The sequence below is a fragment of the Gordonia sp. X0973 genome (assembly GCF_013348785.1).
Taxonomy (GTDB): domain Bacteria; phylum Actinomycetota; class Actinomycetes; order Mycobacteriales; family Mycobacteriaceae; genus Gordonia.
Genome location: NZ_CP054691.1, coordinates 402,164 through 414,331, shown reverse-complemented (window position 1 = coordinate 414,331; position 12,168 = coordinate 402,164). Strand labels below are relative to the sequence as shown.

Below are 12,168 nucleotides of genomic sequence, written 5' to 3'. Positions count from 1 at the left end.
GTTCAGGCGAGCGCGTCCAGGTGGGCGCGCAACGTCGCCCAGCTGCGCGCGAAACCGGGGTGCAGCGGCAATGAGTCGACGTCGGCGGTCGGCACCCAGCGGAGTTCGGTCGACTCGCCGTTGGCGACGGTGGCCAGCGGCGACTCCACGTCGGCGATCACCGTCGTATAGGTCCATCCGCTGGCCGTCTCGGCGGTGACGACCTCCAGGCGCACCGCCAGGTCGTGGTGACCGATGCCGGCCTCCTCGTCGGCCTCGCGGATCGCGGTGTCGACGACGCTCTCGTGGGAATCGCGGGCGCCCCCGGGCAGCGCCCAGGTGCCGCCCTGATGGGACCACACAGCACGGTGCTGGAGCAGGACGACGGCCACCCCGTCGGCCCGCCGCGCGCGCAGCAGCAGACCGGCCGCGCCGTGGCGACCCCAGTACCGCGAGCCGTCCGGGTCGAACACCCAACCGTCACCGTCTCCGCGCACCCGTGCCTCCCGCCCGGTCCCTGTCTCCACCGTAGGGGAGTACGCGCGATGTGGTCGGCTAACCGCGACGCAGAGCAGTGCCGCGCACCCCGCGTGTCGGCGGCGACAACCAGGGCCGACGACTACGCTGGACGCTAGGACTGTTGCCCGCCAAACGCAGGAGATGATGCGGTGAAATCCGACGCATCGCCAGCGCGTTTGTCATTCACCGGATTGGGCGTCCGCACCGGCCGGTCGACGCCCGAGGCGATTGCCGACACCGCCGGGCGGCGGTCGACAACGCCGCAGCTCCGGCGGGCTCTGGCCGACCGTCGGGAACTGCTCGTCTCGGCGCGGATGCGGGCACAGTCACCGGTGGCCACGATGCGCGCCTTCGGGGCATCGACGCCGGGCAAACTCTTCCTCATCACCATCGCGCTGTTCCTGGGCTGTCTGGCCACCGGCTGGTACGCGTCGGTCACGTTGAACGGTCGCACCCACACGTTGCAGCAGTTGATCTCGCGCGCCGAGCCGATCGCAGAATCGTCGCAGGTCTTATTCAGCTCCCTGTCCATCGCCGACGCATCGGCGAACTCGGCATTCATCTCCGGCGGCCTCGAGCCGGTCGAGCTGCGCAAGCGCTATTCCGACGCCATCGCGAGCGCGTCGGCCGCCCTGATCACCGCGGCCAACAGCCCCGACGAGGAGGGCGGGCCGCTCAGCGCCTCCGACGACCCGGTCCACAACGACCTGGTTGCGCTGACGGTGAACCTGCCCGTCTACACCGGCCTGGTGGAGACCGCCCGCGCCAACAACAGGCTGGGCAATCCGGTGGGTTCGGCCTACCTCAACGAGGCGAGCGGGCTGATGCAGGAGACGTTGCTGCCCGCCGCCCAACGTATCTACGAGCAGCGCACCTCGGCCATCGCCCAACCCCAGCAGGTGCTGACCCGCCCGCCCTATCTGGTCTACGGCACCCTGTTCGCCATGATCGCCGCCCTCGTCGCGGCCGCGCGTTTCCTGGAACGACGGACGCGGCGGCGCCTCAACCTCGGGATCCTCGTCAGCCTCGTGGCGATGAGCGCCGGCACGGTATGGCTGCTCATCGCGGGGCTGACGTCCGTCGCGTCGACCAACACCGCGCGTGTGGAGGGCGCCGACCCGCTGCACGCCCTCACGTCGGCACGAATCAGCCTGCAGCAGGCCAGGTCGGCGCAAACGCTGTCCCTGGTGCGCCGCGACCAAACCGCCCTCAACGACAACTTCACCGATGCGACGAGGGGGGTCGCCGAAGTCCTCAACAAGCTCGCCGACGATTACGAGTCCGGCCGCAACAAGGCGCTGCCGATCGGCGACATCAACAGCGCGCGGCAGACCCTCGTCGAATGGCAGACCACCGACCGGGACATCGGCAAACGCCTGGCCGCCGGCGACTACCTCGGCGCTCGCGACCTCACCGTCGGCACCGGCCCGACGTCGGCGGCGACGTACTACGCCGACGTCGACAGCGCGATTGTTCGGTCGATCACCAAGGCGCGCAGCGCTTTCCGCGACAACATCTACACCGCGGGCCGTCTGTTGGCCTTCAGCAGTTCCGGGATCGCCGTCCTGGCCGTCATCGCCGCGGTCGCCGTGCCCGTCGGCATGTACGACCGGATCCGGGAGTACCGATGAGGTCCCGCATCCTGCTCACGCTGGCGCTGGTGTCGCTCACCGCGTCGGGCTGCGTGCGGTTCACCGCGCCGCCCAGCAACCCGCCGCTGACGACGGTGAACATGCCGACCCCGCCCGGCGTCGTGGTCCAACGTCCCGGCGACAAGACCTCCGGTGAATCCGATGCCGACAACTGCAACCGACTCGCCAGTCTGAGCCCCAACCCGCTCCCGCCGCCGGGCCAGATGCCGCCGCGCACACCGATGGCCGAGATCGCGACGAGCGGTCGACTGATCGTTGGCATCGACACCGGTTCCAATCCGTTCAGCTTCCGCGATCCGCTCACCGGCGATCTACGCGGGTTCGACGTCGACCTGGCCCGCGAGATCAGCCGGGCCATCTTCAACGATCCCAACCGCATCGAGTTCCGGGTGATGCGCTCGGCCGACCGGGTCGCCGCGCTCGAGAAGCGCGAGGTCGACATGGTCGTCAAGACCATGAGCATCACCTGCGAGCGCCGCAAGCACGTCGAGTTCTCCACCCCGTACTACGTTGCGGCGCAACGCATCCTGGCCGTCAACAGATCGTCGATCAACTCGGCCGCCGATCTCGCCGGGAAATGGGTGTGCGTGGCGACCGGGGCGACGTCGTCGCAACGCCTGCGCCGGATCGTGCCGACCGTCTCGCTGGTGGAGACCGCGACCTGGGCCGACTGCCTGGTGCTGCTCCAGCAGGCCACCGTCGACGCCGTGTCCACCGACGACGCGATCCTCGCCGGGCTCGCGGCGCAGGACCCGTGGCTGCACCTGGTCGGGCCCAGCCTCGGCGAGGAGTATTACGGCATCGGCATCAGCAAGGGTCGCGACGACCTCGTCCGCTTCGTCAACGGCGTGCTCGCGGACCTCATGTCGTCGGGTCGCTGGCGAGAGATCTCCGACGAATGGCTGTCGATCCTCGGTTCGCAACTCATCCTCCCCAAGCCGGTCTATCGGGATTGATCATGGAACTCCACGACTCCGATCCGCCGGATGGGCCGGCACAGACACAGGCGACACCGTTGCCGGTCGAGACGCAGGCGACCCAGGCGGCCCCACTCTCCCTCGACGACCTGATCGACCCGACCACCACCGCCGCGACCCCGATCACGCGGTCGGCGCACCCGGTCACGCCGCGCTCGACCTTCCCGGTGCCGCGCGGCCGGGTCCTGGTCCCCGAGCGCAGCGCCCCGCAGGTCCACGACCGGCGACTGGGCAGCGAGTTGGTCGATCTGCCGCGCATCGTCGACACCGAGCCGGCCGACGCGGTGCTCAAGGATCCGCAGATCCCCGAGCGCAAGCGCAAGTGCTGGAACTGCGGCACGCCGCTGGCCCGCTCGGACGGTCCGCACGCCGGACCGTTGAGCGGCACCTGCCCCAACTGCGGGGTCCGCTACTCGTTCGTCCCCAGCCTCACCCCCGGCACCGTCGTGGCCGATCAGTACGAGATCCTCGGCGCCATCGCCCACGGCGGCATGGGGTGGATCTACGTGGCCACCGACCGCAACGTCTCCGACCGCCCCGTCGTGTTGAAGGGGTTGCTCAACTCCGGCGATTCGGCGGCGCAGGCCGTTGCGATGGCCGAACGCCAATTCCTCGCCTCGGTCAGCCACCCCGGCATCGTCAAGATCTACAACTTCGTGGAGCACCGGCTCGCCGACGACCGCAGCATCGGCTACATCGTCATGGAGTACATCGGCGGTCAGACGCTCAAGCAGCTGACCACCGAGAAGACGGGGTCCACCACACCCGCGCTGCTCTCCCCGGAACAGGCGATGGCCTACCTGCTGGAGGTGCTGCCGGCCGTCGGATACCTCCATTCGGTCGGCTTGGTTTACAACGACGTGAAGCCGGACAACATCATGATCAGCGCCTCCGACGTGACGCTGATCGACCTGGGCGCGGTCGCCCCCATCGGTGGCTCCGGGCGGCTGTACGGCACCCCCGGCTTCCAGGCGCCGGAGATCGTCGAAACCGGGCCGCAGGTGGCCACCGACATCTACAGCCTGGGCCGCACCCTGGCAGCACTCACCGTCGACCTGCCGATGGAGGGCGGGCAATACCTGCCCGGCCTGCCCGATGTCGACGACGTGCCGCTGTTCCGGGAGAACCCCTCCTTCCACCTGTTGCTGGCCCGCGCCACCGCGACCAATCCAGACGAGCGCTTCGCCAGCACCGCGGAGATGACCACCCAGGTCCTCAACGTGCTGCGCGAGACCGTCGCCGTCCACACCGGCGTGCCGCGCCCGGCGATGTCGACGGTGTTCACCCCGCCGCGCACGACCTTCGGCACGGAGCTGCTCCTCGGTCCCGTCGACGCCTTCTTCGACCCCGACCAGACGTCGTTCTACGACCCGGCCGACATCGCCGCCGCCCTGCCGGTTCCACTGCTCGATCCGACCGATCCGGCCGCACGCGTGATCAGCAGCGCCGCACTGTCGGATCCGCGTCAGATCCTCGATTCGATCAACGCGCACCGCGCCGACGGCTTCGTGACCGTCGCCGACTCCGGCGCCAGCGGCGAAGCCCCCACCAAGCACCTGTCGTTGGAGATCGAGCTGGCCGAGGCGCGCGCCTATCTCGAGTTGGACGACGTGGACACCGCCCTGGGCGTGCTGCGCGCCGCCGACCGGCACTACGGCCACAATTGGCGCATCGAGTGGTACCTGGGTATCTGCGCGCTGCGCAACGACGAACCCGACCTGGCCTACGAGCGCTTCAACGAGACGCTCGAGGCGATGCCCGGTGAGATCGGACCGAAGCTAGCCGTCGCGGGGACGGCCGAACTCATCGGCCGCTGGCTGGCCGACGAGTCCGGCGAGCCGGAGCCCATCGACGAGCAGGTGCAGCACTGGTACGAGATCGCCAGGCACCACTACCAGGACCTGTGGTTCACCGATCACACGATCATCACCGCGGCCTTTGGCCTCGCCCGCATCCACCTCGCCTACGACGACGTGGCCGATGCCATCGTCGGCCTCGACGAGGTGCCGTCGACGAGTCGCCACTACAACACCGCGCGCGAGACCGCGGTCCTCGCCTTGGTCCGCGGTCGGCCGATCTCGGAGATCACCCCCGCCCAGATCGCCGAGGCCGCCGGGCGGCTGCAACAGATCCCCGACGCGGAGCCGCGCAAACCCCGGCTGCAGCTCATCGTGCTCGGCACCGCGCTGGGCTGGGTGATGGAGAACGACCCCGACGACGACGAATACCCGGCCCTGCTGGGCTACCCGTTCACCGAGTTCGGTCTGCGCAGCGGCACCGAGGCCACCCTGCGCGAATTGGCCCGGGTCACCCGTGACAACCGGGCCCACCGCTTCCAGCTCGTCGACCTGGCCAATTACGTGCGGCCGGCCACCTGGTTCTGATCCGCTGTTTCCAACACCGCACCTGAAGGTCCAACACTGAACGGTGTTGGACCTTCAGGTGCCGTGTTGGAGATGTCGTCAGGAGTTCAGCTGCGCGGCCTTCCGCAGGAGATGATCGCGCTCGGCACGGTTGTCGGCCAGCTCGGCGGCCTCGGCGTATAGCGCAGCCGCAAGTTCTATCTCCCCCGCCTTCTCGTGGAAGTAGGCACGCGCGGCGGTATGCCGGGGCAATGCCGGGTCGAGGTCGGCGAGAGCGGCCAGACCCGCGCGCGGGCCGTCGGCCTCCCCCACGGCGACCGCCCGATTGAGCCGGGCGACCGGGCTGGCGGTCACCGCGACCAACTCGTCGTACCACTCGACGATCTGCACCCAGTCGGTCTCCTCGGCACGCGGGGCGTCGGCGTGCAGCGCGGCGATCGCCGCCTGCGCCTGGTACTCGCCGAGGCGGTCACGGGCCAGCGCCGCCCGCAGCACAGCGACACCTTCGACGATCAGATCGGTCCGCCACCGGCTCCGGTCCTGTTCGGCGAGCGGGATGAGGGAACCGTCGTCGGTCATGCGCGCCGGGCGTCGGGCATCGTGGAGCAGGAACAGGGCGAGCAGACCGGATGCCTCCGGGTCGTCGGTGACGGCGACGACCTGCCGCGCCAGCCGAATCGCCTCCGCGGCCAGATCCACGTCGCCCGTATAGCCCTCGTTGAACACGAGGTAGAGCACGCGCAGCACCGTCGAGAGGTCGCCCGGCTGATCGATACCGACTCCGCCGACCGTGCGTTTGGCCCGCGAAATCCGTTGCGCCATCGTCGATTCCGGCACCAGGAATGCCTGCGCGATCTGCTTCGTCGTCAAACCGCCGACGGCGCGCAACGTCAGCGCCACCGCCGAGGAGGGCGGCAGGTCCGGGTGGGCACACAGGAAATACAGCGCCAGGGTGTCGTCGACACCGGCGGCGGGCCCGGCGGGCGGTTCGTCGACGTAGCGGTTCTCGCGTTCGCGCCGCGCGGCCTCCGACCGGGCCACGTCGACGAATCGACGCCAGGCGGCGGTGATCAGCCACGCCTTGGGATCGTCGGGCGGACCCGTCGGCCACGTCTCGATCGCCTTGATCAACGCCTCCTGCACCGCGTCTTCGGCGGTGGCGAAATCGGCGCCGCGGCCGACGAGTGCCGCCAACACGGCGGGGACGAGTTCACGCATCCCCGCCGCGTCGATCGGGCTCATCGCGTTCACCAGTCGATGACGGCGGGCATCTCCCCGAATTCGGGCCGCAGTTCGAGCCACTCGCCGAGCGGCTCGCCACCTGCCCCCGGAGCCGCGGACAGTTCCCCGGCCAATTCGAGGGCGCGCTCATGCGAGTCGACGTCGATGATCATGAAGCCGGCGATCAGATCCTTCGTCTCCGCGAACGGGCCGTCGGTGACCGGCGGCTTGCCCTCGCCGCCCGAGCGCACCCATTCGCCGGTCGGCATCAGCGCCTGCTCGAAGACGAATTCGCCGGTCTCGCGCAACCGCTGCGCGAAGTCACCCATGTACTTGACGTGCGCGTCGACCTCGTCGCGCGTCCACTGGCCCATCGGCACGTTGTTCACCGGCTCGGGCGCACCGCGATAGTGCTTGAGCAGCAGATATTTGGCCATGACATTCTCCCTTCGGTTCGCGACCGGTCTGGTCGCTCACCCCTGAGACGGAGCCGTCCCGCGATTCTCGACAATCAGCTCGCGACCAAAGCCTTCGCCTGCCGGGCGATGGCCAGCTCTTCGTTGGTGGGCACGACGAGGACGGTGGTGCGCGAGTCGTCGGTGGAGATGACGCGCGGCTCGTGACCGCGCACGGCGTTGCGCTCCGGGTCGATCGCGATGCCGAAGCCCTCCAACCCGGCCAGCGAGTCGGCGCGCACGCCGGCCGCGTTCTCCCCGACCCCGGCGGTGAAGGAGATGATGTCGGTGCGGCCCAGTTCGACGAGGTAGGCGCCGAAGTAGCGCCGCAGCCGGTGGATGTAGATGTCGTAGGCCGTCTTGGCGTCCGCGTTCCCGGCCTCGATCATCTGCGTGACCGAGCGGAAGTCGTTCTCCCCGCACAGTCCCTTCAACCCCGACTGCTTGTTGAGCAGGTGGTCGATCTCGTCGACGGAGAGGCCGACGACCCGGTTCAGGTGGAGCAGCAGGCCGGGATCGATGTCGCCGCAGCGGGTACCCATGACGAGGCCTTCGAGCGGGGTGAGACCCATCGTCGTGTCGACGGGCCTCCCGTCTCGGATCGCCGACATCGACGCACCATTGCCCAGATGGGCGACGATCTGGTTCGTCGACGCGTAGTCGCGGCCGAGGAATTCCGCGGCCCGGTGCGAGACATAGTCGTGGCTCGTCCCGTGGAACCCGTAGCGGCGCAGCGCGTATTTCTCCGAGACCTCGCGGTCGATCGCGTACAGCGCCGACTTGTCGGGCAGCCCGTGGAAGAAACCGGTGTCGAACACCGCGACCTGCGGCACGTCGGGGAACAGCGCCTGGGCCGCCTCGATGCCGACGAGGTTCGGCGGATTGTGCAGCGGGGCCAGCGGGGAGACGCGCTCGATCTCGTCGATGACGTGCTGGTCGATCAGCGTCGGCTCGTACAGCGACCGCCCGCCGTGGACCACCCGATGACCGACGGCGCACAGGTCGACCTGCGCAAGGTCGGTGCCCTTGGCGGCGAAGAGCTCCAGCGCCTTGGCGATCGCGGCCCCGTGATCGGGCAGCGACAGTTCCTCGACCGTCTCCGATCCGCCCTGCTCGTGGGTGATCACCGAGACCGGCTCGCCGATCCGCTCGATGAGCCCGTCGGCGGTCACCTCGCCCGAATCCGGTTCCAGCAGTTGGTATTTCAACGACGACGAGCCGGCGTTGATGACGAGGACCAGGGGCGCGCTCACTTCGCCGTCTCCGTCGTCTGCGCCTGGATGGCGGTGATCGCGACGGTGTTGACGATGTCGGCGACGAGCGCGCCGCGCGACAGGTCGTTGATCGGCTTGTTGAGGCCCTGCAGCACCGGGCCGATGGCGATGGCCCCGGCGCTGCGCTGCACCGCCTTGTAGGTGTTGTTGCCGGTGTTGAGGTCGGGGAAGATCAGCACCGTCGCCTGCCCGGCGACCGGCGAATCGGGCATCTTCGTCATGGCGACGCTCGGCTCCACTGCCGCGTCGTATTGGATCGGCCCCTCCACCAACAGGTCCGGCTTCCGCTCGCGCACGATCGCCGTCGCGCTGCGCACCTTGTCGACCTCCGCGCCCGAGCCGGATTCGCCGGTGGAGTAGGAGAGCAGCGCGACCCGCGGCACGATGCCGAAGGCCGCGGCCGTCTCCGCCGACGAGATCGCGATGTCGGCGAGCTGTTCGGCCGTCGGATCGGGTACCACCGCGCAGTCGCCGTAGGTCAGCACGCGGTCGGCCAGGCACATGAAGAAGACGCTGGAAACGGTGTCGACGCCCGGCTTGGTCTTGATGATCTCGAAGGCCGGCCGAATGGTGTGGGCCGTGGTGTGCACCGAACCCGACACCATGCCGTCGGCGAGGCCGTCATGCACCATCATCGTGCCGAAGTACGAAACGTCGCGCATCAGATCGCGCGCCCGGTCGAGCGCCACGTTCTTGTGTTTGCGCAGTTCGGCGTACTCGACCGCGAACCTCTCGGTGAGCTCGGAATCGAACGGGTTGATGATGTCGACCTCGGGCAGGGAGACGCCGAGTTCGGCGATCTGCGCGTCGACCTTCTCCGCGTCGCCGAGGAGAGTGAGCCGTGCGACGCCACGCGCGACGAGTTGGGCGGCTGCGCGCAGGATGCGCGGCTCCTCCCCCTCGGGCAGCACGATGTGGCGCAGGTCGGCTTTGGCGCGGGCCGCGAGTTGGTACTCGAACATCTGCGGGGTGACCACCTCGGGGATCGCGAGGTTCAGATCCGCCATCAGCTTGTTCGGGTCGATGTGGTCCTCCATCAGCGCCAGCGAGGTCTCGACCTTGCGCACCGACTGGTTGGCCATCTTGCCGCGGGTGTGCGACGCGATGCGCGCCGTCTCATAGGTGCTCTGCTCGCAGCAGATGATCGGCAGCGTCGGATTGAGCCCGCGCACCAGGGCGTCGATCATCGGGTGCGGCTTGAGACCGCCGTTGAGGATCAGGCCGGCCAGCTTGGGGAATCCCTGGGCGGAGTTCGCGTTGACCAGCGCCAGCAGCACGTCGGAACGGTCGGCCGGGGCGATCACCACCATGCCCTCTTCGAGGCGTTCAAGGCAGTGCTCGGCCGTCATGCCGCCGACCATCATGTGCAGGGCCTCGCGGTCGAGCAGCTCCTCGTCGCCGCTGTAGAGGTGCCCGTGCAGCGCCTCGGACAGCTCGGCCATCGTCGGCGCGCTCAGCACCGGGTCCTCGGGCAGCACCCAGACTCCCGGGCCGATCCCGTCGAGTGCCTCCCGCGTCGCCGCCTGCATGCGCGGCGTCACCCGGTTGACGATGACCGCGACCGCCGTCGCATGGGCCGCGCTGATCTCGGCAAGGGCGTGCTCGGCCATCCCCCGCACATCCTGCGGCGAGCGGTCGTTGGCGCGCAATGCGAGCACTATCGGACTCGCGAGGTTGGCCGCGATGCGCGCGTTGTAGGAGAGTTCCGATGGGTTGCCCACATCGGTGTAATCCGACCCGACGACGAGCACCGTGTCGCACTGTTCCTGAACCGCGTGGAAACGATCGACGATCGTGGCCAGAGCTCCGTCGGGGTCGGCGTGCACCTGGTCGTAGGTCACGCCGATGCAGTCCGCATAGTCCAGACCGACGGAGTCGTGGGCCAGCAGCAGCTCGAGGATGTAGTCATCCTTGCCGTCGTGGGTCCGGCTGATCGGCCGGAAGACGCCGATCCGACCGCCGGTCGCCGAGAGCAGTGCCAATAACCCCAGCGCGATCGTCGACTTACCGGTCTCCCCCTCGGCCGAGGCCAGGTAGATCGCGGAATGCGCGGTCTCCGATACGGTCTGATCTCCCTTGGAGCGGTCCGTCATGATCGCTACCCTAACGCCATCGGCCGGGTGCGGTTATGCAGGAGCGATAATGGCGGCGACGACCAGATCGGCGACCTCTTCGTCGGTCATCGCCGAGTCGGGCACCAGCATCAACGAATAGACGACCCGGACGATGAACTCCGCGGCCGCCTCCGGTGACGGGCGCAACCGGTGCGCGACCTCCTCGTCGACATCCGGCAGCGCCGCCGACACGATCTGGGTGATCAGCGCGGGTCCGCCGTCATTCGTGGAGACCAATGCCTCGACGATCTCGGCCGGCTCGTTGCGCAGCATGTACTGCAACGCCTCGTGTTCGCGGATGTAGCGCAACGATTCGACGACCTGGACGCGCACCTTCCCCTCCGCGTCGGGCTGGGCGGCAGACCATTGGTTGAGCCGCGCGCGCAACTGCGCCACCTCGCGCTCGACGATGGCGGCGATCAACTCCTCGCGCCCGCCGAACATCCGGTAGGCGGTGGCCCGCGCGACACCGGCGTGTTTGGCGACCGAGGTCAGGCTCAGCGCCTTGGTTCCGAAGCGCGACACCAGCGAGACGCCGACGTCGACCAGTCGCTCGCGTTCCATACCGGTCAGGTTAGACCTCAACCGGCGGGCGTGAGCTCCCGCAGTCGGGGGGCGAGGTCGCGGGCGAAGTTCTCCAGGAAGCGCCGCTGGTCATGCCCCGGCGCGTGGAACACGAGGTGGTTGAGACCGGCGTCGGTGTATTGCTTCACCTGCGCGACCGCGTCCTCCGGGTCGGAGGAGACGATCCACCGCTTGGCGACCTGCTCGATCGGCAGCTCGTCGGCCAGGCGTTCCATCTCCACCGACGAGTTGACCGAGTGCTTCTGCTCCGGCGTCAGCGACAGCGGCGCCCAGAAGCGGGTGTTCTCCAGCGCCAACCCGGGGTCGGGGTCGTAGGAGATCTTGATCTCGATCATCCGGTCGATGTCGTCGAAATCGCGGCCGGCCTTGGCCGCCCCCTCCTTAACCGCCGGGATGAGCTTCTCGGTGTAGAGGTCCATCCCCTTGCCCGACGTGCAGATGAATCCATCTCCCGCACGGCCGGCATAGCGCGCGACGACCGGCCCGCCGGCGGCGACGTAGACCGGAATCGGCTGGTCGGGCACGTCGTACATGTATGCGCCCTGGGTCTTGTAGTACTCGCCGTCGAAATCGGTCAGCTTGCCGGTCCACAGTTCCCGCATCAGCGCGATCGCCTCGCGCAGTCGCGCGAAGCGTTCCTTGAACTCGGGCCACTCCCCCTGGAAGCCGGTGGCGTATTCGTTGAGCGCCTCGCCGGTTCCGACGCCGAGCATGATCCGGCCCGGGTACAGGCAGCCCATCGTCGCGAAGGCCTGCGCGATCACCGCCGGGTTGTAGCGGAATGTCGGGGTCATCACCGACGTCCCGATCTGCACGCGCTCGGTGCGCTCGCCGACCGCCGCCATCCACGCCAGCGAGAACGGGGCGTGCCCGCCGTTGTGGCGCCACGGCTGGAAGTGGTCGCTGACCGCGACCGAGTCCATTCCGTGCTCCTCGGCGGCGACCGCGATCTCCACCAGTTCACGCGGATCGAACTGTTCCGCCGATGCCTTGAATCCGAGCTTCAATCCCTGCGCCACGACCGCCTCC

At 68.7% G+C, this 12,168-nt stretch carries 10 protein-coding genes; 3 read left to right on the top strand and 7 right to left on the bottom strand.

Annotation, left to right across the window (positions count from 1 at the left end):
* Positions 1-2 precede the first annotated feature (2 nt).
* Positions 3-476 (bottom strand): NUDIX hydrolase, encoded by a 474-nt coding sequence (locus HUN08_RS02000; protein WP_124246223.1) that lies wholly within the window; start codon positions 474-476, stop codon positions 3-5.
* A gap of 171 nt (positions 477-647) precedes the next feature.
* Between HUN08_RS02000 and HUN08_RS01995 the strand changes: the two genes are divergently transcribed.
* The 3 genes from HUN08_RS01995 to HUN08_RS01985 are packed head-to-tail and all read left to right on the top strand — an operon-like array spanning position 648 to position 5,511.
* Positions 648-2,129 (top strand): hypothetical protein, encoded by a 1,482-nt coding sequence (locus HUN08_RS01995; protein ID WP_124245801.1) that lies wholly within the window; start codon positions 648-650, stop codon positions 2,127-2,129.
* Positions 2,126-3,106, top strand: coding sequence for a glutamate ABC transporter substrate-binding protein (locus tag HUN08_RS01990; protein ID WP_124245802.1), 981 nt, complete (start codon positions 2,126-2,128; stop codon positions 3,104-3,106). Before HUN08_RS01995 ends, HUN08_RS01990 begins: the two co-directional genes overlap by 4 nt.
* A gap of 2 nt (positions 3,107-3,108) precedes the next feature.
* Entirely contained in the window at positions 3,109-5,511 is a 2,403-nt protein-coding gene (locus HUN08_RS01985; RefSeq protein WP_124245803.1) for a serine/threonine-protein kinase, read from the top strand.
* Between the two features lie 78 nt (positions 5,512-5,589).
* On the opposite strand, the gene HUN08_RS01980 is transcribed toward HUN08_RS01985, so the two are convergent.
* The 6 genes from HUN08_RS01980 to fgd form a co-directional block, all read right to left on the bottom strand.
* Entirely contained in the window at positions 5,590-6,732 is a 1,143-nt protein-coding gene (locus HUN08_RS01980; protein WP_174900858.1) for an RNA polymerase sigma factor, read from the bottom strand.
* Positions 6,733-6,737: 5 nt separating this feature from the next.
* Positions 6,738-7,148: a YciI family protein gene (locus HUN08_RS01975; protein ID WP_124245804.1), complete on the bottom strand. Its 411-nt coding sequence runs from the start codon at positions 7,146-7,148 to the stop codon at positions 6,738-6,740.
* Positions 7,149-7,222: 74 nt separating this feature from the next.
* Complete coding sequence (locus HUN08_RS01970) at positions 7,223-8,419, bottom strand: acetate kinase (RefSeq protein ID WP_124245805.1); 1,197 nt, start codon at positions 8,417-8,419, stop codon at positions 7,223-7,225.
* Positions 8,416-10,533, bottom strand: a complete 2,118-nt coding sequence (gene pta, locus HUN08_RS01965) for a phosphate acetyltransferase (protein ID WP_124245806.1) — start codon at positions 10,531-10,533, stop codon at positions 8,416-8,418. The genes HUN08_RS01970 and pta overlap by 4 nt, the downstream gene beginning before the upstream one ends.
* A 33-nt stretch (positions 10,534-10,566) precedes the next feature.
* Complete coding sequence (locus HUN08_RS01960) at positions 10,567-11,118, bottom strand: TetR/AcrR family transcriptional regulator (protein ID WP_124245807.1); 552 nt, start codon at positions 11,116-11,118, stop codon at positions 10,567-10,569.
* Positions 11,119-11,135: 17 nt separating this feature from the next.
* Positions 11,136-12,158: a glucose-6-phosphate dehydrogenase (coenzyme-F420) gene (gene fgd / locus HUN08_RS01955; RefSeq protein WP_124245808.1), complete on the bottom strand. Its 1,023-nt coding sequence runs from the start codon at positions 12,156-12,158 to the stop codon at positions 11,136-11,138.
* Between the last annotated feature and the right edge of the window lie 10 nt (positions 12,159-12,168).